Below are 21,774 nucleotides of genomic sequence, written 5' to 3'. Positions count from 1 at the left end.
CACGAATACAGAAGGGCAAACTGAGAATAACGATGGAATCAGTTGCCAATCACCGAAGGTCCTGTCAATATCGACACATGAGTGGCCCTTCCAAGCAACCGATGCTCGATGACATCTCGAAGCGCATCGTCGAACTCCTGCAGGAGGACGGACGCCGGCCCTACGCCGAGATCGGCCGCGAGGTCGGTCTCAGCGAGGCCGCCGCCCGCCAACGTGTGCAGCGGATGACCGAGGCCGGCATCATTCAGATCGTCGCGGTGACCGACCCCATGCAGCTCGGATTCCACCGGATGTCGATGATCGGCATCCGCGTCACCGGCGACCCGCGCGCGGTCGCGGAGCAGCTGACCGAGATCACCGAGCTCGCCTACGTCGTGGTGACCCTCGGCACCTTCGACATCCTCGTCGAGGCCGTGTGCGAGAGCGACGCCGACCTGCTCGACCTCATCGCCACCCGCATCCGCACCATCCCCGGCGTCATCCACACCGAGAGCCTGCTGTACGCCGGGCTCTACAAAGACCTCTATAACTGGGGCACGCGCTGACCGCGCGTCCCTTCCTGCCGTCCGCTCGTCCGCCCGCCAGCCGATCCGCACCGGAGTGATCATGGGAACCACCGTCTTCGAACGCCAGCGCCCCTCGGATGCCGTCATCGACGCGTCCCTGCACGGCACCGCGCTGAGCGTGTTCTGGCTCGACGACGTCGAGCGGCCGACGCACCCGCCGCTCACCGGCACGGTGGCCGCCGATCTCGTGATCGTCGGCGGCGGCTACGCAGGCCTGTGGACCGCGGTGCGTGCGAAGGAGCGCGACCCGCAGCGCCGGGTCGCGCTGCTCGAAGCGTCGCGCATCGCGTGGGCGGCCTCCGGTCGCAACGGCGGCTTCTGCGAGGCGAGCCTCACGCACGGCCACGAGAACGGGGTGACCCGGTGGCCGCAGGAGATCGACCGCCTCGAAGAGCTCGGACTCGAGAACCTCGACGGGATCGCTCGGACAGTCGAGCGGTACAGGATGGATGCCGAGTTCGAGCGCACGGGCGCGATCACGCTCGCCGTCGAACCTCATCAGGTCGACTGGCTCCGCGAGGAGGAGGGCTTCCTCGACCGCGAGGCCGTGCAGGCCGAGGTGCACTCACCCACGTTCCTCGCGGGCGCGTGGGACCGCGAGGCCACCGCGCTCGTGCACCCCGCGAAGCTCGGCCTCGAGCTCGCGCGGGTCGCCGCCGATCTGGGCGTCGAGATCTTCGAGCACTCGCTCGTGCGGACCATCGAGGGAGACGGGTCGGGACCGATGACCGTCGTGACCCGTGACGGTGGCCGCGTGATCGCCGATCACGTCGCGCTGGCGACGAACGTCTTCCCGTCGCTGCTCAAGCGGAATCGCCTGATGACCGTTCCCGTGTACGACTATGTGCTCATGACAGAGCCGCTGAGCGCCGAGCAGCTCGCATCGATCGGCTGGTCGAATCGCCAGGGTCTCGCCGACAGCGCGAACCAGTTCCACTACTACCGGCTCACGGCCGACAACCGGATCCTGTTCGGCGGCTATGACGCGGTGTATCACTTCGGCGGCAAGGTGCGCTCCGAGTACGAGGACCGGATGGAGAGCCACCGTAAGCTCGCCTCGCACTTCTTCACGACGTTCCCGCAGCTCGAGGGACTCCGCTTCACCCACCGATGGGCCGGGGCGATCGACTCGTCGAGCCGGTTCTGCGCCTTCTTCGGCACGGCGCGTCGCGGACGAGTCGCCTACGCCACCGGCTTCACCGGCCTCGGAGTCGGCGCAGCCCGGTTCGCGGCCGACGTCATGCTCGACGAGCTGTCGGGCGAGAAGACGGAGCGCACGGAACTGGCCATGGTGCGCGAGAAGCCCATCCCGTTCCCGCCCGAGCCCGTCGCCTCGATCGGCGTCAACCTCGTTCGAGCGGCGATGGACCGCGCCGATCACAACGAGGGAAAGCGCAACCTGTTCCTCAGGACCCTGGACGCCGTCGGCATGGGATTCGACTCGTGACCGCGCTGTCGGCGGGAACGGGAGTGGATGCCGCGGCGCTGCCGCTCGCGCACGCGCCGCTTCCGGCATCCGACGTGGTGTCGGGGTCTCCGACGACCGCGACCCACACCCTCGGCGAGATCGGCGGCGTCGAGATCGGCGTGTGGGAGATGACGCCGGGCGCGGCATCCGACACCGAGGCCGACGAGGTCTTCGTCGTGCTGTCGGGGCACGCCCGCATCGACTTCACGGACCCGGCACTGCCGTCGATCGAGGTCGGTCCGGGGTCGCTCGTGCGTCTGGCCGAGGGCATGCGCACCGTCTGGACCGTCACCGAGACCCTCCGCAAGGTCTACGTGGCGTGAGGCGATGCCTCCTCCTTCAGTTGGCACCTCCTGCCGCAATTCCTCCCGAATTCCCGCCATAGGCGCCAACTGGCCGCCGTGCGCGGAGATAGTGCACGTCTGCACCTCCGCGCTCCGGGTTCAGTTGGCACCTCGTGCCGCAATCTCCCACGAACTCCCGCCGGAGGTGCCAACTCAGCCGCCGTGCGCAGGCACCCCTACGGTCGCCAGCCCCGCCGCGTCAGCACCTCTCGCACGATGCGCGCGGCGACAGGCACAGCGCCGCGAATGTGGGCGGCAGTCAGCCGGACGACCTCGTACCCTTCGGCGACATAGGCGGCGTACTTCTCGATGTCACGGTTCCACTGACGGCGCGAGGTGCGGTGATGATCGCCTTCGATCTCGACGAGGACGCGAAATTCCGGGTAGGCGATCTCCGTGATGCCGAGGAGCCTGCCCCACTCGTCGCGGATCTCGACGTCGAGCGAAGGTTCCGGCAAGCCCTCTCGCTCTGCGAGCAGGCGGAAGTCGGTCTCCAGGGGTGACGCGCTGCCGACCCGGATGAGAGCCAGCGCGGCACGCATCCGCGCGATGCCGCGTCGACGCCCGGCATCCGCTTCACGCTGCAAGTCGTCGATGGAGGCAAGCGCGCCACCAGGATGCCGGAACCCGCCGGTCCCGCGAGGCTCGCGCACGATCGCGTCGCCGATGCGTACCAATTCGCGCACCGACATCTCGGCCGCGAGAAGCGCCCAGGTCGACGCCGGATCGGACGCCCGCACCCCTTCGACCTCGACCACGGCGACGAGACTCTGCGACACCTGGCGACTTCGGATGCCGTGGCGGCGAGGTGCACGATGCGGAGACGGCACAGCCACCTCCAACGGGCCCGAGGAATCGACCGGCAGCCCCCAGAGCGCTGCGGCAGTACGACCGGAGAAGAACGCATGCGCCACCATCAGGCGGCTGTAGAGTCGCGCTCGGTCTAGGAACTCCGCGCGCTGTGCGCGATCACCGGCGAAGGGGTCGGCGCTGTCGTCGAAACCGTCGCTGCGCGAGGCACCGGCGGGCGTCATCAGGAGGCCGCGATGCGGATGCGCGACGTCCCGAGCCCGCAGCCGCCCAGCAGACACGCCGGCGGAGCGCGCTTCCTCCCACGTGAACACCGTGCCCAGCGACGAAGGAAGCGGAGTCGGATGCCGTGCCATCGCTCGAGTATCGCGGCTGCCACCCCATCGCAAGCCCCGTCGCGAGCGCCAGCGGACGGCATCCGGGGAGAACTCCGACCTGGCCACGCCTGTGCAGAAGCGTCGACCCCTCGCTCGCTTGGCACCTGCTGCGGCAATTGCGTGGGAATTCCCACCTCGGGCGCCAACCGAACAGAGGGGAACGGAGCACCTCGGCCCAAGGAGCCCGACCGGACCTCACTCAGGTGGCACCTGCTGCGGCAATTGCGTGGGAATTCCCGCCTCGGGCGCCAACCGAACAGAGGGGAACGGAGCACCCCGCGAGCACCCCGCGAGCACCCGACGAGCACCCGACGGGCGCGGGGCGCGGGTATGACCGGTCATACCCCCAGCGGGCGCACCGTCGCATAGGCGTCGGCGACATCGCGGGTCTCGCTGTCGTAGACGCGCACGATCCCGGCATCCCCCTCGTGCCGCGGCCATCCGGGGTCTCCGCCCGTGACGAAGGCGACCGCCCCGGCGTGCACCTCGTCGGCCAGCCGCTGCGGCGGGTGGGGCCCGGCGAGGTTCTCGATGCGCGGTCCGTCGAGGCAGTCGAAGAAGAACGGCACGTCGAGGCAGTGCTCCGCGAAGCCGAAGCGTCCGGACGGCCAGGAGAACCGGTACACCCAGGTCGGAGCGTCGCCGCGGTCGGACGAGACGCGCAGCACGCCGACCCGGAACATCCGGTCGGTCAGCACTCGACCCGCCAGCCGGGATTTCCCGAGCCGCACGATGTCGTCGTTCGCCGCGAGATACTCCGCCCGCACCGTGCGCGGCAGACCGAGCCGATCGAGCACGACGTTCCGGGGCACCCAGCGCAGAGCCTTCGCCACCGCTCCGCCGAACACCATCGTGAACTCGTCGTCGGTCGCCCCGAGCACGAGCGGCTTGTCGGCCCCGACCCCGGCCCGCAGCGATTCGCGCGTCGGCCGCGTGATGAGGTCGCCGTCGACGGCGGGCCCGAGCGGCAGCCCCTGGTCGACGAGGCTCGCGATCTCGCGGGGATTCAGGTGCGTGGCCCGCTTCTGCAGCGTCAGCAGCCGCAGCTCGTCGACCGTCGACAGCCCCGCGACTGTGGGATCGACTCCGGCCGAAGCGGCGAGCGCCCGGCCGAACGTCTCGGAGCGGGATGCCGCGACATCCGTCAGCGCGGCCGACACCGCGTACACGCCGTGGAACAGGTGCTGCGCCGCCTCCATGCCGAGCAGGGTGAGCACGGCCCCGCCGCCCGCCGACTGCCCGGCGATGGTGACGCGCGCGGGGTCTCCGCCGAACGCGGCGATGTTCTGCTGCACCCACTCGAGCGCGAGCAGCCAGTCGCGCACCCCGCGGTTCGACGGGGCGTCCTCGATCCAGCCGAACCCCTCGAAGCCGAGGCGGTACGAGATCGTCACGGTCACCACGCCGTCGCGGTTGAAGTTCCTCCCGTCGTACCAGGGGCTCGCGGGGGATCCTGTCGTGAAGCCGCCGCCGTGGATCCAGACGAGCACGGGGAGCCCTGCGGCATCCGGGTCGGGAGTGAAGACGTTCACGTTGAGAGTGGAGTCGCCCTCGACACTGGGCTCCGGGATGAGCGTGTCGCCCTGGTCGCCGCGCTGCGCGGTGGCCCCGAACTCCAGCGCATCGCGCACGCCCTCCCAGGGCGCGTGCGGCACGGGGGCGGCGAAGCGCAGCGGCCCGGTGGGAGGCTCCGCGAAGGGGATGCCGAGGAACGCGGCCGACCGCGGCTCCCCCCGGCCTCCCGTGGTGGGGCGCCAGCGCCCGCGGACGCGACCGGCGACGGTGTCGACCTCGACGAATTCGCTCATCCTCGCAGTCTGCCGGATGCGCGGGGATTCAGCTGCGAACGACGTCGGCGTGCGGCATCCGCTCGGTCATGACGCGCACCGCCTCGGGGTTGTCGTCGACGAGCACGGCGTCGCGCCCGAGCGCCGACGCGACGGCGCCGGTCGTGCCGCTGCCGGCGAAGAGGTCGAGCACCCGATCGCCCGGCCGACTCGACGCGCGCACGATGCGCCGCAGGATGCCCTCGGGCTTCTGCGTCGGATATCCCGTCTTCTCGCGACCCGTCGTCGGCACGATCGTGTGCCACCACACGTCGGTCGGGAGCTTGCCGCGCGCCGCCTTCTCGGCGGTCACGAGCCCGGGAGCCATGTACGGCTCGCGGTCGACGTCGTCGGAGTTGAAGACGTACGCCCGAGGATTCTTCACGTACACGAGGATCGTGTCGTGTTTGGTCGGCCACCGCCGCCGCGACTTGGCACCGTAGTCGTAGGCCCAGATGAGCTCGTTGAGGAAGCAGTCGCGCCCGAAGACGGCATCCAGCATCACCTTGGCGTAGTGCGCCTCGCGGTAGTCGAGGTGCAGGTAGAGCGTGCCGTCGTCGGCGAGCAGTCGCCACGCCTCCTCGAGCCGGGGCATGAGGAAGTCACCGTAGTCGTCGAAGCGGTCGTCGTAGGTGCGCAGCATCCCGCGCACCCGCTCATACCGATGGCCGTGGAATCCGTGCCGCACCTCGGCCGGTGCCGCCGGCGCGGCCGGCTCGGCATCGCCATCCTCCTCCGCGTCGGGCACCGTGCGGCGCGCGGTGACGATCTGCCGCTCCTGCGCCCGACCCGTGTTGAAGGGCGGGTCGAGGTAGACGAGCGTGAAGGATGCCGAGGGCAGCGTCGCGGCGACGGCGAGGTTGTCTCCCTGGATGACGGTGACGGCGCCGAGCGCGGGCGGCTGCCCGTCGGTCACGGAACCCGGTGCAGCCACGCGTCGGTCGCGAACTTCGACTCGACCAGCGCCTCGGCATCGGCGTACTCGTCTGCCGTGATCGCGCCGTCCTCCGCCCCGGTGAGCGACCGGAACGTCTCGATGAAGCGGTCGATGATCTCGGCGCGCTCGAGACCGGTCTGGCTGCGCAGCGGGTCGACGCGCTTCGCGGCCGAGGTGGTGCCCTTGTCGCTGAGCTTCTCGCGACCGATGCGCAGCACCTCGGTCATGGTCTGCCCGTCGATGTCGTACGACAGCGTGGCGTGGTGCAGCACCCCGCCGTTGGCGAGGCGCTTCTGGGCGGCGCCTCCGATCTTGCCCGAGGAGCTCGCGATGTCGTTGAGCGGCTGGTAGACGGCGTCGATCCCGAGCGAGCGCAGCGCCTGCAGCACCCAGTCGTCGAGGAAGGCGTAGGAGTCGGCGAAGGTCATGCCCTGCACGAGGGATGCCGGCACGTACAGCGAGTACGTGATGATCTGCCCAGCGGCCATGAGCATGGCGCCGCCGCCGGAGATGCGGCGCACGACGTCGAAGCCGTGGCGCTCGGCGCCCTCGGGGTCGACCTCGTTGCGGTACGACTGGAAGGAGCCGATCACGACCGCGGACTGGTCCCACTCCCAGATGCGCAGCGTCGGTCGACGCCGCCCCTCGCCGACGCGCGAGGTGAGCACCTCGTCGAGCGCCAGGTTCATGCGCGGCGACACCGCGTTCTCGTGCACGATCTCCCAGTCGAAGTCGCGCCACCCGGGCGCGGTCACGAGGGCGCGGCGGACGGCCGTGCCGACGGCCTCGGGCGTGAAGCCGAGCAGCTGGGCACCCTCGGGGAGCGCGCCCCGCACGGCGGCCGCGATCGCCGTGGCGTCGGTTTCGACCGGAAGCCCGGTCACCGCCGCATCGATGTCGGCGAGAGCGGTGTCGGGTTCGAGGAAGAAGTCCCCGGCGAGGCGGAACCGGGCGATCCGACCGTCCTCCACATCGAGGTCGACGACGACGAGCTTGCCCCCTGGGACCTTGTATTCACCGTGCACGGTTCCAGCTTAAGGCGCTGACCGTCGGCCGTCTCGGTGCTCAGCGGCCGAAGACGACGACCCGCTCTCCCGCGCGGATCGGCAGCGACCAGCGGTTGCCGTCCGGCGGCTGCGGGCAGACGTACTGATCCGAGAACGCGCAGGGAGGGAGGTAGGCGCGGTTGAAGTCGATGACGGCCGCGCCGTCGGCATCCGGCTCGTCGATCGGGAGGAAGCGGAATCGGTACGTCTCGATGCCGTTGGTCCCGTCTCCGAACACCGCCGTCAGCCCGCCCTGCGAGGATCGGGTCGCCGCGAGGGTCAGCGGGATGCCGTCGAGGGCGAAGTGCAGCCGTCCGGCGAGGTCCTGCTCGTGGGTGGCGCCGTCGATCGCCGTGACCGTGACGGTCTCGCCCGGTGTCTCCTCGAACCGCGCCGCGACGCGCCAGCCCTCCCGGGGCGGATACGCGTCGATGCCGCTGAAGCGCTCGCGCTCGGGACGCCGCGGGTTGAACACCCGGAGTGCGACAGCACCCCGCCGATCGAACACGCGCAGCTCCCGGTGCCCGAGACGCAGGGTCTGCGTGCCGGTCAGGGTCACGCTCGATCCCGCTGTGCCGAGATCGCTGCCGCGGATGCCGCCGTCTCCGGTGAGCGCCCACAGACCGGGCACCCCGTCGACCGCGGCGGGCTCGGTGATGAGCCAGTTGGTCGACTCCAGCGCCGCCGGGCCGTATTCGGCGCCGGCATAGCGCTCGCGCGCCCGCCGCCAGTCGCGCCACTCCTCCTCGAAGCCCACTGCGCCCCTCCTCGCCGCCCTCGCCCCTCTCGTCCAGAATTTAGAGGGCGCGAGGGATGCCGGGGGCGGTAGACGTCACGCGGATTCACCCGCTGTCACACGGGGTCACGCGGGGTCACGCGGAGACATGTCTCGCGGCATCCCGCGGGGACATCACCGTGGGAGGGCGCGGGGCTGGCGCACACGCTGCGCAGGAGATCACCGCCAGCGAAGGACAGAATCGGGCGGGATCTCCTTCAGAACGCGCGATCTCCTGCAGAACGCGCGGGACGGCCGGGGCAGGGGGCGGATGCCGGGGGCTCAGCGCGCCGGGATGCGGGCGTCGAGCCAGGCGAGCACGTCGGCGCGGACCTCGGCCTGGTTCAGCTCGGCGAAGATCTCGTGCCGAGCGTCGGGGTAGACGAGGGTCGTGATGTCGGTGAGGCCCGAGCGGTTGCGGTACTCCTCGGCGAGCCGGTGCACGCTTCGCGGTCCGCCCACCGGGTCGTCGCGGCCGACGAGCAGCAGCAGCGGGATGTCGTGACCGAGGTCCTTCCGGGGCCGTCCGTACAGTCGCGCGGCCTCGATCGGGCCGAACAGCTTCAGCAGCGGCACGTCGGTCGTGAGCGGGTCGTCGTGGAACGCCGCCCACACCTCGGGGTCGCGGCTCAGCCACTCCAGCCCCGTCGCCTCCGGCCCGGCCCAGCGTGCGTTCAGCGGCGCCGCGTTGAGCGAGCCGGGCATGCGCAGCGCCGAGCCCGACAGGATCACAGCGGCCCAGGCCTCCGGGTGGTCGTTCACGAGCATCTGGGCGAGGAAGGATCCCCACGAGTGTCCCAGCAGCACGAGCGGCAGCTCGGGATGGTCGCCCTTGACGATGCCGGTGAGCTGCCAGACCGCCGCGACCGCGGCCCGCAGACCGCCCTTGCCGAGACGGCCCAGCTTCGCCGGCCCCTCGTGCTGACGGATGCCGGTACGACCGTGTCCGCGGTGGTCGTCGGCGTACACGTGGAAGCCGGCCTCGGTGAGCGCGGTGATCAGCGCCCCGTACCGGCCGGCGTGCTCCCCGACACCGTGCAGCAGCTGCACGACTCCTCGCGCCTCGCCGACCGCCTGGTGCACGTCGTAGACGATGGCGATGCCGTGGGCGTCGGTGAACTCGCGGGTATCCGTCACGGGGCGAGCCTACCGGCCAAGGGCGGCGACGATCGCGCGGGCGGTCTCGAGGTCGGTGACCTCATATCCGCCGACGCCGTCGGCCGCTGAGCCCATGCGCACGCCGCCCTCCTCGCGCACGGTGCGCTTGGCGGAGAAGTGCAGGGCGTCGACGCCGCTCGCGGCGAGAGCGGCGGCGCTCGCGGCATCCACTCCGCTCCCCGCCATGACCTCGATGCCGCCGGCGGCTTCCGCGACCATCGCGCGGAGCGTCTCGACCCCGTCGATCGCCGCCGACGCGCCGCCGGAGGTGAGCACCCGGCGGAGTCCGAGCGCGCGCGCCGCGACGAGCGTCGCGACGCGGTCGGCTGTGACGTCGATCGCCCGGTGGAGGGTGACGGATGCCGCGCCGGCGGCGTCGCGCAGCGTCGCCATCGCGGCGAGGTCGAGGGCGCCCACGGCGTCCAGCGCTCCGATGACGACGCCGTCGGCGCCCGCGTGGACCGCTCGGCGCACGTCTCGCTCGGTGACCGCGAGCTCGTCGGCGTCGTAGTGGAACCCGCCGGGACGCGGGCGCACGAGCACGTGCACCTCGACGCCGAGGTCGCGGGCGGTCTCGATCGCGAGCTCCAGGGTCGCGGGCGACGGCGTGAGCCCTCCGAGCGGGAGGGCCTGGGCGAGCTCGATCCGCGTCGCCCCGACGGCACCGGCGACCCGCACTCCCGCGGTGTCCTGGACGGCGATCTCGAGGGCAGGCATGCGGGTCGTCATCGGTCCATTCTGCCCGAGCGCCGACGGCGGGAAGGCACGGATCAGCGCACGGGCAGTGTGCGGATCTCGAGCATCGCGGCGAACCGGGCCTCGGCGTCGTCGAGGTCGAGGTCTCCCACTTCGGCGACGCGGCGCAGGCGGTACCGGAACGTGTTGACGTGCACGAAGCACGCGGCGGCCGCCGCGCTGACGTCTCCGAACTGGTCGAGCCACGCCGTGAGGGTGTCGACGAGGTGCGCATCATGGCGAGCGTCGTAGTCGATGAGCCGCGCGAGCGGCCCGGTGGCGAGGTCGCCGCGCGCGCTGCGCAGGTCGCGGAGTTCGAGCAGCAGCGAGTCGGTCTCGACGTCGGCGATGCGGGCGAGGCTGCGCTGCCGAGGGGCGCGCTCGACCACCACGCGCAGCGCGCGGTGGGCCTCGGCGCGGGAGCGTGCGATCTCGGCGACGGTCGCCGCGGGGCGGCCGATGCCGATCACGGCGGGGATGCGGTCGCCGACCCGCTGCAGGAAGTCCTCGGCGAGGCGGACGGAGCGGTCCTCGGCCGCGGCATCCGCGACGGGCAGGATGCCGTAGACGGTGTCGCCGACGAGGGCGACCGCTGCCCCCTGCTGCACGGCCGAGAGGTGCAGTGCGAGGGCGTCGGTGAGCCGCTCGCGCTCCGCGATGGAGTCGTGCTCGGTGCCGTCCTCACCGCGCGGTGCGAGCGCCGTCGCCATCACCCACACCCGGCGGCCGGCGAGGCCGAGGCGGCCGAGTGCGTCCTGCGCATCGGGTCCGCCGTCGAGCGCGCGGCTGACGAGCTCGGCGCGGAGGCTGCGCTGCGCATCGGCCCCGGCGCGGATCCGCAGCAGGTGCAGCGCCACGAGCGTGGTCGCGTCGCGCAGGGTCGCCGAGCGCTCCTCTGTGAGCGGCCCATCCATGGCCGCCCAGATCGAGCCGAGCACCTCGTCGCCCGCGCGCACGGCGATCGCGATGCGCTGCGTCGAGACGCCCTCGCCGAGGCGGACGGGGTCGACGACCACCGGGGCGTCGCCGCGGTACAGGTCGCGGAAGACGCCCATCTCGGTGAGCACGCGCGCATAGCGATCGGGAACCTGCCGGCCGATGATGGTCTCGACGCGGGAGGGGTCGGCCGCCTCCTGTCCGCCCGAGAAGGCGAGGACCCGGGACGAGCGGTCCTCGATCGTCACCGGCGCGTCCAGCAGCGCGGCGATCGCGTTCGCCACGGCGAAGAGGTCTCCCGACGACACCCCGCCCAGCGACTCGGCCGGCGTCTGCCCCACGTCGTCCTCGGCGAGCAGCGAGCGAAGGAGGGCGGCCAGCTGCGTCCACGTCGCGCCGCGGGCGAGGCCGAGGATCGCGATGCCGGCGTCGTCGGCGGCATCCCGCACGACCTGCGGCAGCTCGGTCGATGCGCGGACGACCACGGCCACCGCGCCGCGCTCCCCCGCCTCGCGCACGAGCGCCGCGAGCTCGTCGGCGTCGCGCAGCGCGACCGCCAGCACCACAGCGCCCTGCGGATAGACCGGCTCGTCGAGCGGATCGTGGATGACGACGCCGCCGACCTGCCGGTCGACGTCGATGCGCCCGTAGGCGACGTCGAGCAGAGTCACGCCGAGATCGTCGATCACGCGACCCCAGCTCGACCGTGACAGCGCGCTCATATCGGCGAGCATAACCTCACATCGGAAGCCACTCGGTCCAGGTCGTGAGCTCCTCGAGGATCTCCGGGATCGGCGTCACGCCGAGCCCCGGACCCTGCGGCACCGAGAGGCTCCCGTCGTGCATCACGAACGGCTCGGTGAGGTCGACCCGGTAGAAGCGGTCGCTGGCGGAGACGTCACCGGGAAGCACGAATCCGGGCAGTGCGGCGAGCGCGACGTTCGCCGCCCGACCGATACCGCTCTCGACCATGCCGCCGCACCACACCGGCACACCCTGCGCCACGGCGAGGTCGTGGATGCGGCGCGCTTCGAGGTATCCGCCGACGCGACCCGGCTTGATGTTGATGACGCTCGTGGCGCCGAGGCGTATCGCGGCGGCCGCGGTCTGCGCCGAGGTGATCGACTCGTCCAGGCAGATCGGCGTCTTCAGCATCCGTGCGAGCTCGGCATGCCCCACGATGTCCTCCTCCTCGAGCGGCTGCTCGATCAGGAGGAGGCCGAAGTCGTCGAGGCGCGCGAGGTGCTGCGCGTCCCGCAGGGTGTACGCGGTGTTCGCGTCGACCTGCAGCAGCACGTCGTCGCCGAAGCGCTCTCGCACCGCCCGGACGACGTCGACGTCCCACCCCGGCTCGATCTTGAGCTTGATGCGCACGTATCCCTCGGCCAGGTACCCGTCGACCGCGTCGAGCAGCCGCGGGATCTCGTCCATGATGCCCACCGACACCCCGCACGGCACGGTGTCGTGCACGGCGCCCAGCTCGCGGGCGAATGATCGACCCTCGGAGCGGAGCTCGGCGTCGAGCACGGCGGTCTCGACCGCGGCCTTCGCCATGCGGTGGCCCTTGAAGGGCGCGAGCCGCTCGCCGACCATGTGCGCGCCCGAGATCTCGGCCCCCGTCAGGGCGGGCACGATGTAGCGGCGGATCATGTCGACCGCACCCTCGGTGTACTCGGGCGAGTAGACGGGGTCGGGCAGCGTGACGCACTCGCCCCACCCGCCGACGCCGTCGACGACGGCCCGCACGAGCAGGATGTCCTTCGCGGTCTGCGTGCCGAACGATGTGCGGAACGGGGAGACGAGCGGCATCGCCACCCGTCGCAGCTCGATACCGTCGATCCTCATGCCGTGGTCCTCTCCGGTCGGATGATGTACCCCTCGGTGCGGTCGAATCCGACGATCCGTCCGCCCGCGTCGAGCGCCGCGATGAGCTGCTCCCTCAACCGCAGCCGCCAGCGTTGCGCCTCGGCGCGGTCCTCCGATCGCAGCCGCTCGATGTCGGGCGGCACCGCGACGGTGCGTTCGCCCGGCATCCGTGACTCCGGCTCCGGAGAGCTGCCGTGCGCGCGCAGCACGACGCCCGCGTCGCGGAGCTCCCACCGCATGAGCAGCCGGTCGGTCTCGTCGTCGCTGTTGACGCCGTCGGTCATCGCTCCGTAGAAGTCCGAGAGATACTCCTGCGGCCTCGCGCCGAGCTTGGTGATGTTGAAGTGCGCGTTGCGGGCGACGAGCGGGTCGAAGGTCCACTCGATCGCGTCGATGCCACGGCCGAGCGCCCAGGCCCGCTGGTGCTGCTTGAGCGCGAACCCGATCGAGCGCCCGACGCTCTCCGCCGAGATCCCGGCGATGTGGCTGTACAGCGCGTGTCGCTCGGGGTCGGCGTGGAAGGCGATGGCCACCCCGACGAGGCGGTCGTCGGCGAACGCGCCGCCGATGTAGTTGCCCGCCTTGCTGAGCGCCCGCATGAGCTCGGGCGGCACGACGGGGTTCTCGGGCGAGCGCCGCCAGATGCGCGACAGCAGGGCGATGGCCTCGGCATGCTCGCCGACCGCCGCGAGCTCTCTGATCGAGACGCCGGATGCCGCGGCGGCGCGATCCGCATCGCGCTGCGCGGACGACACGACCGCGTCGTCGTGCATCAGTTCTGCCATGGTCCGTCCGTTCTCGAGATCTCTGCGACCATGTCGGCCAGCAGTCGCGTCCGGGGCAGGATCTCCGCCACGATCGCGTGTTCATGGTCGGCGTGCGCACCGCCCCCGACGGCCCCCATGCCGTCGAGGGTCGGCACCCCCGCACCCGCGGTGAAGTTGCCGTCGCTGCCCCCGCCGACGGCGACCGCCCCCACGTCACCCAGTCCGTGCGGCGTACCGAGTCGTCTCGCGAGGTCGACGAGCCCCTGCGACATCTCCCGTTCGAGCGGCGGGCGGTTGATCCCGCCGTGCACGGTGATCGCCGCGCCCGGCACCGGCGACGTGTACGCGCGGACCGCCGCGTCGACCCGCTCGAGCTCGGCCGCCGACCACGCCCGCACGTCGATCCGCAGCGTCGCCTCGGCGGGCACGGTGTTGCCCGTGGTGCCCGAGTCGGCGCGCGTCGGTGTGACGGTCGTGCCGGCATCCGCATCGGCGAGGGCACCGATCGCGAGCACCAGGTGCGCGAGCGCGACCGTGGCGTTGACGCCCTTCTCCGGTTCGAGACCCGCGTGCGCCGCCCTGCCCCGCAGAACGATCTCGTACATGCCGACGCCCTTGCGCGCGCCCTTCCAGGCGCCGTGCTCCGAGGCCTCGGTGACGAGCACGGCTGCAGCGCCGCGCGCCGTCTCCTCGATGAGCGCGCGGGACCGCTCCGATCCCGTCTCCTCGTCGCCGGTAGCGAGCACGGTCACGCCGTCGCGGTCGTCGAGCGCGGCGACCGCGTGCAGCACCATGGCGAGCCCCGTCTTCATGTCGAACGACCCCGGCCCTCGCAGCACTCCGTCGACGATGCCGAACGGCAGCCGGTCGAGGGTGCCGTGCGGCCACACGGTGTCGTGATGGGTCAGCAGGAGTACCCGCGTCTCGGCGCCGAAGCGCCACCGCAGGTGCGCGCAGCCGTCGATCACCAGGCGCTCGGGCTCGACGCCGAGCAGCTCGGCGCCGACCTCGGCGACGACGTCGGCCGACCGCGCGACGGCCTCGTCGTCGCCGGAGGGCGACTCGCACTCGATCAGCCGGCGGATCGTGGAGACGAGCGCCGCCTCTGTGAGCGCATCGGCGACCAGCGGGGACGGGATGCTCATGCGCCGCTCGACACCTTCGGGGTCGCCCGTGCGCCGAAGTGCAGGTACTCCTCGCCGGTCGGCAGCGTGTAGAACGTCGCCGTCATCCACGTCTGCGTCCCGGGGGCGCGGAGCGCGAAGACGCCGTCGCTGTACGGCGTGAGCGCGTACTCGTCGACCGGGTCGGGCTCGAGCTCGGCGAGCGGTCCGAGCACGGTGGTGCGGAGCATCGGTCCGTCGTCGCCGACGAACACCTCCGCCCGCACCGAGGCGCGCTCGTACGTGCCGAGGAACGGGGCGATGTCGACCTCGACCGGCTCGGCGGGCGGCTGCACGGTGGCCTGCATGGTGACGCCCGCGAGCTCGGCGAAGATCTCGCGGTAGAGGTCCTCGTAGAGGTCGCGCGTGTGGCCGCCGTTCGTGAGCAGCGTCACCGCGACGCCCGACTCCGGGTGCACGCGCAGGAACGCGGCCTGGCCGATCGTGTTGCCGTCGTGTCCGTACAGGCGCTCGCCGTTCCAGTCGAAGCGGATCCAGCCGAGACCCCACGAGTCGCCGAGGATGTGCTTGTCCGGCACCTCGGCCTGGAACGCCTGCATCTCGGCGACCGTCGACTCCTCGAGCAGACGGGTGCCGTCCGCCGCGACGCCGCCGGCCAGGTGCAGCCGCGCGAAGGCCAGCACGTCGGCAGCACGCGCGGTGATGAGTCCGGCCGGGCCGAGGGAGCGCGGCAGCGCCCATACCGGCGCGATCACCGGCTTCTCCCCCGTCTCGACGTGTCCGACGGCGGCGGAGTGCAGGATCGCCTCCTCGGGCAGCGTCACGGTGTGCGTGAGTCCGAGCGGGGTGAAGAGCAGGTCGCGCATCGCGGCATCCCACACGCTGCCCGTGGCGCTCTCGATCACGCGCCCCAGCAGCGAGAAGCCCGAGTTGCAGTACGACCAGGTCGCGCCGAGCGGGTGGTTCACGCCGATCTCGGGGAACAGCTCCGTGTACTTCTCCAGGCAGTCGTCGCCACGGCCGGTGTCGGTGAACACGTCGCCGTCGATGCCGCTCGTATGGGTGAGCAGGTGGCGCACCGTGACGCCCCGGGTGAACTCCTCGGTCGCGAGCCGCAGGTCGGGCACGATCTCGACCACCGGAGTGTCGAGCGTGAAGGCACCCTGCTCGATCAGCCGCATGACGGCCGTGGCCGTCCACACCTTCGAGATCGAGCCGATCTGGAAGACCGAGTCGGGCAGCACGGTCGCCGACGCCGCGGGCAGGTCGGCGTTGAGCGTGCCGGTGGCGGCCGTCACGACCTCGTCGCGTCCCTCGGGGTCGTAGCGCAGGATGCCGAGCTGCGCACCCGGCACGTCGTGCAGCCGCGCGAGCTCGTCGAGCCGGTGCTGCCAGTGCGCGACGTCGATCGCCGCCGGGCGCGCACCGCGGGTGCTCCCGGCGAAGCGCTCGACCCAGTCGACGATGCGGCGCGCATAGTCGACCCGGTGGCTCGGTGCGCCGAGCAGCGGGAAGACGTGACTGCCGCCCGGGTAGAGGACGAGCTCGGTGGGGACCCCGCGCTCGCGCAGCGCGTAGTGCCACTGCTGCGCCTGGTGCACGGGGCACCGCAGGTCCTTCTCTCCGTGCAGGACGAGCGTCGGCGTCTTCACGTTCTCCACCGCCGAGTACGGCGACATCGCGGTGAGCGCGTCGCGGTCGGCCGAGGCCCACGGCATCACGCCCAGTTCGAGCACGCTGAGCATGTGGGCGTCGTCGCTCGTGCCGCCCATGCTGAACAGATCGGCGACGATGCCTCCGGCGGCCGCGGCGGCGAACCGGTCGTCGTGACCCGTCAGGTAGGCCGTCATGTAGCCGCCGTAGCTGTAGCCGGCGACGGCGAGACGAGCGGCATCCGCCGTCCCCTCCGCGACGAGCTGGTCGACCGGCTCGAGGAAGTCCTTGGCGTCGGCGACGCCCCAGGCGCCCTTCACCCCGCGCCAGAAGTCCTCGCCGTACCCGTCGCTGCCGCGCGGGTTGATCATGAGGATCGTCCATCCGTCGGCCGCGAGCTGCTGGTGGTAGAGGTGCATCTCGTCGACGGCCCCGTTCCAGGCGTTGTGCGGCCCGCCGTGGATGTCGACGAGCAGCGGGGTCGCGCCCGTGGCAGCAGGGTCGCGCACGATCCAGCCCTGCACGACGGTGCCGTCGCTGATCGTGAACTCGCGGCTCTCGCGCACGAACAGCTCGGCGCCGTCGGGTGCGTCGCCGTGCGCCGTGAGCACTTCGCTCGCACCGGCCGCGAGGTCGAGGCGCAGGATCTCGCCGAACGACGTCGGCGTCGTCAGTGCGATCGCGGCGGTGTCGCCCGCGACCGACAGGCCGCTCACGACCTCGTCGGCGCCGCCGTGCACGAGTCGGGGCGCGCCGCCCGTGACGGGCACGGCGTAGAGGTGGGTCGCGCCGCGGTCGCGGATCGCGAACAGGATGTCGCCGGATGCCGTGACCTGCGGCAGCGCGCCGGGATAGGCCGGGGCGCCGGGCATGACGTTGCGGTCGAGGTCGCCCGCCGCATCGACGACGTCGCCGGACGCGAGGTCGACGACGAAGAGGCCGGCGTGCCCCTCGGGCTCGCCGGTCCAGCCGATGACGACGAGGCCGCCGCCGTCGGGCGTGAACGACACGGTGCCCGCGTAGCCGTCGGCGAACGCCAGGGTGCGGGGGCGGGCTGCGGGATCGGCGGGTTCGAGCGCCTGCACGGACGAGCGGAACGCGAGGTCGTCCGCGCCCTCGGGTCGCGCGACGTAGGCGAGGGTGCTGCCGTCGGGCGACCATGCCGGGCTGCCGACGCCGGGGACGCCGTCGGTGAGGCGTCGCACGTTGCCGCCTGCCAGGTCGAGCACGTGCAGCTGATCGGTCACGCCGCGCGTGAACCAGGCGCCGTCGACGAGGTAGTCGATCCCGCTCGTCACGATCGGGGCCTTCTCGCGCTCCGCACGCTGCTCGTCGTTCTCACCCGCGCCGGGCGCGGAGAGCGGCACGACCGGAGCGGTGAACGCGATGCGCGTGCTGTCAGGGCTCCACACGGGCACGCCGGCGCCGAGGGGCAGCGTCGTGCGCTGCTCGGGCTCGCCGCCCGCGAGCGGTAGCGTCCACAGCTGGCCGTCGCGGAGGAAGGCGACCTGCGCGCCGTCGGGCGAGAACACCGGGCTGGAGTCGGACGGACCCCGCGTGAGAGCCCTGGTCGCGCCGCCCTCTGCGATCCACAGCGAGCTCGTGCTGCGGTCCTCGTCGATGTCTGTCGCGCCGAGCACGTACACGACGCGGTCTCCGGCGGGCGACAGCGTCGGCTGACTCGGCACGGTCAGAGCGAGAGCGTCGTCGATACTCATTCTGCGGGTCACGGGGACTCCTTCGGTTGCGGCGCTCGTGGCACCGGCTGGCGTGTGGGTCGGTCAGGGGGTGTACTGGATCGGTCGGGGGATCGCGGCGAGCAGCTCCCGCGTGTACGGGTCCTGCGGGTCGTCGAGCAGGTCGCCGGTGGGGCCGTGCTCGACGACGGTGCCGTCGCGCATGACGACCATCCGCGATGCGACGTACCGCACGACGGCGAGGTTGTGCGAGATGAAGAGCATCGAGAACCCCAGCTCGTCCTGCAGCTCGCGAAGCAGGTTGAGGATCGCGCCCTGGATGAGCACGTCGAGTGCAGACGTGATCTCGTCGGCGATGAGCACGCGGGGCCTGCCGGCCAGCGCACGGGCGATCGCGATGCGCTGCCGCTGACCTCCCGAGAACCGCGAGGGGCGCGCGTCGGCCTTGTCGGGGTCGAGCTGCACGAGCTCGAGCAGTCGCGCGGCCTCGGCGGCCCGCTCCCGTCTGGTCATGCCGGACGGCATCATCTCGGCGATGCTCGCCCCGACCGGCATCCGCGGGTCGAGCGAGGAGTACGGGTCCTGGAACACCATCTGCAGCGGCCGGGGACCCCGTCGCGGGATCGGGGCGCCGTCGAGCAGGATCCGCCCGCTGTGCAGGGGAACGAGTCCGACCGCCGCCCTGGCCAGGGTCGACTTACCCGACCCCGACTCGCCGACCACGCCGGTCACGCCGCCGTCCGGCACCGTGAGGGAAGCCCGGTCCACCGCGGTCATGGCGCCGCGACCGACGCCGTAGCGCACCGAGACCTGATCGAACACGAGCTCGCTCATCGGGTGCCCACCTCCTCGTGATCGCCGCCGACGGCATCGACCGTCTCGGCACCGCCCGCGGCATCCGCCTCGGCGTCCGCCGTGCTGCCGGCGTCCGCTGCCCGCCCCTCCTCCGCCGCGAGCGTCGCGAGGGTCGCGAGCGGGCGGTCGAGGTCGGTCGCCATGTGTGGCACGGCGGCGAGCAGCGCCCGCGTGTAGGGATGCCGCGCCGACGACAGGTCGGTCGCGGGCAGCGACTCGACGATCTCTCCGGAGCGCATCACGAGCACGCGGTCGCACAGCTCGGCGACCACGGAGATGTCATGGCTGATGAAGAGGATCGATGCGCCGTCCTCGTCGCGGATCGCCCGCAGCAGATCGAGCACCTGGCTCTGCACCGTCACGTCGAGCGCCGTGGTCGGCTCGTCGGCGATGATGAGGCGTGGCGACACCATGAGGCCCATGCCGATCATCGCGCGCTGGCGCATGCCGCCGGAGAATTCGTACGGGTACTGCCTCACCCGGCGCTTCGGCGCAGTGATCCGCACCGCGGCGAGCCGGTCGGCCGCCCGGTCGAGCGCCTCCCGTCGGCTGAGACCCGCGTGCTCGGTGGCCACTTCGGCGAGCTGTGCGCCCATCCGCATGGTCGGGTTGAACGACGACATCGGATCCTGGAACACCATCGCCATCGAGGTGCCGAGCAGGCGGCGCAGCGCCGGTCCCTCGGCCGCCTGCAGATCGACGCCGAGGAAGCGCAGAGCGGATGCGGTGACGCGTCCCGGCGGGTTCACGAGCCGCGCGACGGCGAGCGCGGTCATCGACTTCCCCGACCCGGATTCGCCGACGATCCCGACGATCTCCCCGGCCCGGACCTCGAAGTCGATCCCCCGCACAGCGTGCACGACCGTGCCGTCGGCGGCTTCGAAGTCGACGCGCAGGTCCTCGACCTCCAGCACCGCTCCGTTCTCCGCAGCGGTGGTCGCGGTCTGCGCGGCGGCGCGTCCGAAGGGCGTCCGGCGGCGGATGCGGGTCGCGGTGCGCAGCAGTGCGTCGTCGGCGAGGCCGAGGCTGCGCGCGGCCGACTCGCCGGTCAGGTTGAAGGCGAGTCCGGCGATCACGACCGCGAGGCCCGGGGCGAGCGCGGCGAGCGGGTTCGCGTAGATGCCGCGCAGGCCGTCCATCATCAGGCGTCCCCAGTCGTACTCCGGGGGCTGCACGCCGAGACCGAGGAACGACAGTCCGGCGAACGCAAGCAGGGTGCCGCCGGCGCCGATGGTCGAGTTGACGATGAGCGGCTCGCCGATGTTCGGGAGGATGTGGCGGAACAGCACGCGCACGCGGCCGATGCCGCCGACGCGGGCGGCCGCCACGAAGTCGCGCGCCTCGATGCCGGCGATGAGGGTCTGGCAGAGGCGGGCGAACGACGGGGCGCCGGCGAGACCGAGCGCGAAGACCGCGGCAGTGGCGGTGCTGCCGAAGATCGCGGCGAAGAAGAGTGCGAGCAGCAGTCCGGGGAACGCCACCGCGATTCCCGTGAACCACGTCACGGCGCGACCGAGCACCGGTCCGAGCAGCAGCGGGGCCACCCCGAGGATGAGCCCGGCGACCACCGCGACGAGGGTCGCGAGCAGCGCGAGCACGATCGACAGGCGCGTGGCGACGATCGTGCGGAGCAGCAGGTCCCTGCCCAGGTTGTCGGTGCCGATGAGGTGCTCGGCCGACGGTCCGGCCAGCAGGTCTCCGGTGTCGGTGACGTCGGCCTGCTCGCCCCAGATCACCGGGGCGACGATCGCCGTGAGCACGACGATCGCGAGCAGCGCCAGCGCCAGCGCCCCGAGCGGGGTGCGCACCATGTTCGCGAGCGTGCGCCTCATGCCTCGGCCGCCGTCGACTGGGGGTCGAGCACCGCGAGCGCGGCGTCGACGAGAGTGTTCACGAGCAGCACGCCCACGCCGTAGACGAGCACGGTGCCCTGCACGAGCGGGTAGTCCTTGGTCTGGATCGAGCTGACGATCGTGCTGCCGAGTCCCGGCCACGCGAACACGGTCTCGACGAGCACGGTGCCGGCGACGAGGCCGCTCAGCAGCAGGCCGCCGAGGGTGAGCGTCGCGGTCACGGCGTTCGGCAGCACGTGCCGCAGCGTGATGCGCGGCCCCCGCAGCCGCTTGGCGTGCGCGGTGCGCACGAAGTCGGCCTCAAGCACCGAGAGCGCCTCGATGCGGAGGATGCGGGCGAGGATCGCCGCCGGCCCCAGCGCCAGAGCGAGCACGGGGAGGATGTACGACAGCGGCCCCTCGCGGCCGGCGACGGGCAGCCATCCGAGCTGGACGCCGAACACGGCCACGAGGGCCACCGCGAGGAGGAAGTCCGGGATCGACCCGATCACGACGCTCGTCGAGCTGAACCCCACCTCGAGGCCGCGAGCCCTGCCCCGCTGCGTCGCCACCGCGACCGCCATGCCCAGCGGGATGGCGATCAGCACCGCGAGCACGAAGGCCAGCAGGGCGAGGGTCAGCGTGGCGGGCAGCCGCTGCGCGATCGTGTCGGCGACGGGCAGCTGCGACCCGATCGACACCCCGAGGTCTCCCGTGAACACGCCGCGGATGTAGTCGAGGTACTGCTGCCAGATCGGGTCGTTCAGCCCCAGCGACTCCCGCCGCGCCTCGACGACCGCGGCCGGAGCCGTCGGCCCCAGCGCCGCGCGGATCGGATCACCGGGCACCAGATGGATCATCAGGAAGGATGCCGTGATCAGGATCCACAGCGAGACGAGCAGCCGACCGGTGCGGCGGAGGGCGAACCTCAGCCAGCGGTGGTCGCCGACGCGCGTGTCGTCTTCGGCGATGCGGGTGGTCGCAGTCGTCATGTCGTCGATT

At 71.9% G+C, this 21,774-nt stretch carries 18 protein-coding genes; 3 read left to right on the top strand and 15 right to left on the bottom strand.

Annotated features, from left to right (window positions below; all coding sequences use genetic code 11):
* Positions 1-77 precede the first annotated feature (77 nt).
* The 3 genes from RAC81_RS12835 to RAC81_RS12825 all read left to right on the top strand — a co-directional run bounded on the left by RAC81_RS12835 (position 78) and on the right by RAC81_RS12825 (position 2,357).
* The gene (locus RAC81_RS12835) at positions 78-545 is read left to right on the top strand and encodes an Lrp/AsnC family transcriptional regulator (protein ID WP_341933331.1); all 468 of its coding nucleotides are present in this window, start codon (positions 78-80) and stop codon (positions 543-545) included.
* A 61-nt stretch (positions 546-606) separates the two neighbouring features.
* Positions 607-2,013, top strand: a complete 1,407-nt coding sequence (locus tag RAC81_RS12830) for an NAD(P)/FAD-dependent oxidoreductase (RefSeq protein WP_375082716.1) — start codon at positions 607-609, stop codon at positions 2,011-2,013.
* On the top strand, positions 2,010-2,357 hold the full coding sequence (locus RAC81_RS12825; RefSeq protein ID WP_375082715.1) for a cupin domain-containing protein: 348 nt from the start codon (positions 2,010-2,012) through the stop codon (positions 2,355-2,357). Before RAC81_RS12830 ends, RAC81_RS12825 begins: the two co-directional genes overlap by 4 nt.
* Positions 2,358-2,554: 197 nt before the next feature.
* On the opposite strand, the gene RAC81_RS12820 is transcribed toward RAC81_RS12825, so the two are convergent.
* The 15 genes from RAC81_RS12820 to RAC81_RS12750 all read right to left on the bottom strand — a co-directional run bounded on the left by RAC81_RS12820 (position 2,555) and on the right by RAC81_RS12750 (position 21,764).
* Complete coding sequence (locus RAC81_RS12820) at positions 2,555-3,544, bottom strand: hypothetical protein (protein WP_375082714.1); 990 nt, start codon at positions 3,542-3,544, stop codon at positions 2,555-2,557.
* 359 nt (positions 3,545-3,903) lie between these two features.
* Positions 3,904-5,373 carry a carboxylesterase/lipase family protein gene (locus RAC81_RS12815; protein ID WP_375082713.1) on the bottom strand — a complete coding sequence of 490 codons (1,470 nt, stop codon included), beginning with the start codon at positions 5,371-5,373 and terminating at the stop codon, positions 3,904-3,906.
* Positions 5,374-5,401: 28 nt separating this feature from the next.
* Positions 5,402-6,325: a DNA-methyltransferase gene (locus tag RAC81_RS12810; protein ID WP_375082712.1), complete on the bottom strand. Its 924-nt coding sequence runs from the start codon at positions 6,323-6,325 to the stop codon at positions 5,402-5,404.
* Positions 6,304-7,353, bottom strand: coding sequence for a lipoate--protein ligase family protein (locus RAC81_RS12805; protein WP_375082711.1), 1,050 nt, complete (start codon positions 7,351-7,353; stop codon positions 6,304-6,306). Before RAC81_RS12805 ends, RAC81_RS12810 begins: the two co-directional genes overlap by 22 nt.
* 40 nt (positions 7,354-7,393) lie before the next feature.
* Complete coding sequence (locus RAC81_RS12800; RefSeq protein ID WP_375082710.1) at positions 7,394-8,131, bottom strand: DUF1684 domain-containing protein; 738 nt, start codon at positions 8,129-8,131, stop codon at positions 7,394-7,396.
* A 300-nt stretch (positions 8,132-8,431) separates the two neighbouring features.
* On the bottom strand, positions 8,432-9,286 hold the full coding sequence (locus RAC81_RS12795) for an alpha/beta fold hydrolase (RefSeq protein ID WP_375082709.1): 855 nt from the start codon (positions 9,284-9,286) through the stop codon (positions 8,432-8,434).
* A 9-nt stretch (positions 9,287-9,295) separates the two neighbouring features.
* Complete coding sequence (locus tag RAC81_RS12790) at positions 9,296-10,036, bottom strand: copper homeostasis protein CutC (RefSeq protein ID WP_375082708.1); 741 nt, start codon at positions 10,034-10,036, stop codon at positions 9,296-9,298.
* A 41-nt stretch (positions 10,037-10,077) separates the two neighbouring features.
* The gene (locus tag RAC81_RS12785; protein ID WP_375082707.1) at positions 10,078-11,700 is read right to left on the bottom strand and encodes a helix-turn-helix domain-containing protein; all 1,623 of its coding nucleotides are present in this window, start codon (positions 11,698-11,700) and stop codon (positions 10,078-10,080) included.
* Between the two features lie 16 nt (positions 11,701-11,716).
* The gene (gene menC / locus RAC81_RS12780; RefSeq protein WP_375082706.1) at positions 11,717-12,823 is read right to left on the bottom strand and encodes an o-succinylbenzoate synthase; all 1,107 of its coding nucleotides are present in this window, start codon (positions 12,821-12,823) and stop codon (positions 11,717-11,719) included.
* Positions 12,820-13,629 carry a GNAT family N-acetyltransferase gene (locus RAC81_RS12775; RefSeq protein WP_375082705.1) on the bottom strand — a complete coding sequence of 270 codons (810 nt, stop codon included), beginning with the start codon at positions 13,627-13,629 and terminating at the stop codon, positions 12,820-12,822. Before RAC81_RS12775 ends, menC begins: the two co-directional genes overlap by 4 nt.
* A complete protein-coding gene (locus tag RAC81_RS12770) occupies positions 13,617-14,756 on the bottom strand; it encodes a M20 family metallopeptidase (protein ID WP_375082704.1) in 1,140 nt (379 codons plus the stop codon). The genes RAC81_RS12775 and RAC81_RS12770 overlap by 13 nt, the downstream gene beginning before the upstream one ends.
* Positions 14,753-18,118: a serine hydrolase gene (locus RAC81_RS12765; protein ID WP_375082703.1), complete on the bottom strand. Its 3,366-nt coding sequence runs from the start codon at positions 18,116-18,118 to the stop codon at positions 14,753-14,755. The genes RAC81_RS12770 and RAC81_RS12765 overlap by 4 nt, the downstream gene beginning before the upstream one ends.
* 51 nt (positions 18,119-18,169) lie before the next feature.
* A complete protein-coding gene (locus RAC81_RS12760; RefSeq protein WP_375082702.1) occupies positions 18,170-18,919 on the bottom strand; it encodes an ABC transporter ATP-binding protein in 750 nt (249 codons plus the stop codon).
* Entirely contained in the window at positions 18,916-20,772 is a 1,857-nt protein-coding gene (locus RAC81_RS12755; RefSeq protein ID WP_375082701.1) for a dipeptide/oligopeptide/nickel ABC transporter permease/ATP-binding protein, read from the bottom strand. Before RAC81_RS12755 ends, RAC81_RS12760 begins: the two co-directional genes overlap by 4 nt.
* A complete protein-coding gene (locus RAC81_RS12750; RefSeq protein ID WP_375082700.1) occupies positions 20,769-21,764 on the bottom strand; it encodes an ABC transporter permease in 996 nt (331 codons plus the stop codon). Before RAC81_RS12750 ends, RAC81_RS12755 begins: the two co-directional genes overlap by 4 nt.
* Between the last annotated feature and the right edge of the window lie 10 nt (positions 21,765-21,774).

Source organism: Microbacterium sp. CR_7, assembly GCF_041954755.1.
In the GTDB taxonomy this organism is placed as follows: domain Bacteria; phylum Actinomycetota; class Actinomycetes; order Actinomycetales; family Microbacteriaceae; genus Microbacterium.
Note: the sequence above shows the minus strand (reverse complement) of the source record. Positions and strands in the feature narration are given on the sequence as shown.

Excerpts from the sequence above, each read along its gene's own strand:
- RAC81_RS12835 (WP_341933331.1), top strand. The coding sequence starts at position 78 with ATGAGTGGCCCTTCCAAGCAACCGATGCTCGATGACATCTCGAAGCGC.
- RAC81_RS12830 (WP_375082716.1), top strand. The coding sequence starts at position 607 with ATGGGAACCACCGTCTTCGAACGCCAGCGCCCCTCGGATGCCGTCATC.
- RAC81_RS12820 (WP_375082714.1), bottom strand. The coding sequence starts at position 3,544 with ATGGCACGGCATCCGACTCCGCTTCCTTCGTCGCTGGGCACGGTGTTC.
- RAC81_RS12815 (WP_375082713.1), bottom strand. The coding sequence starts at position 5,373 with ATGAGCGAATTCGTCGAGGTCGACACCGTCGCCGGTCGCGTCCGCGGG.
- RAC81_RS12790 (WP_375082708.1), bottom strand. The coding sequence starts at position 10,036 with ATGACGACCCGCATGCCTGCCCTCGAGATCGCCGTCCAGGACACCGCG.
- RAC81_RS12785 (WP_375082707.1), bottom strand. The coding sequence starts at position 11,700 with ATGAGCGCGCTGTCACGGTCGAGCTGGGGTCGCGTGATCGACGATCTC.
- menC (WP_375082706.1), bottom strand. The coding sequence starts at position 12,823 with ATGAGGATCGACGGTATCGAGCTGCGACGGGTGGCGATGCCGCTCGTC.
- RAC81_RS12775 (WP_375082705.1), bottom strand. The coding sequence starts at position 13,629 with ATGGCAGAACTGATGCACGACGACGCGGTCGTGTCGTCCGCGCAGCGC.
- RAC81_RS12770 (WP_375082704.1), bottom strand. The coding sequence starts at position 14,756 with ATGAGCATCCCGTCCCCGCTGGTCGCCGATGCGCTCACAGAGGCGGCG.
- RAC81_RS12760 (WP_375082702.1), bottom strand. The coding sequence starts at position 18,919 with ATGAGCGAGCTCGTGTTCGATCAGGTCTCGGTGCGCTACGGCGTCGGT.
- RAC81_RS12755 (WP_375082701.1), bottom strand. The coding sequence starts at position 20,772 with ATGAGGCGCACGCTCGCGAACATGGTGCGCACCCCGCTCGGGGCGCTG.
- RAC81_RS12750 (WP_375082700.1), bottom strand. The coding sequence starts at position 21,764 with ATGACGACTGCGACCACCCGCATCGCCGAAGACGACACGCGCGTCGGC.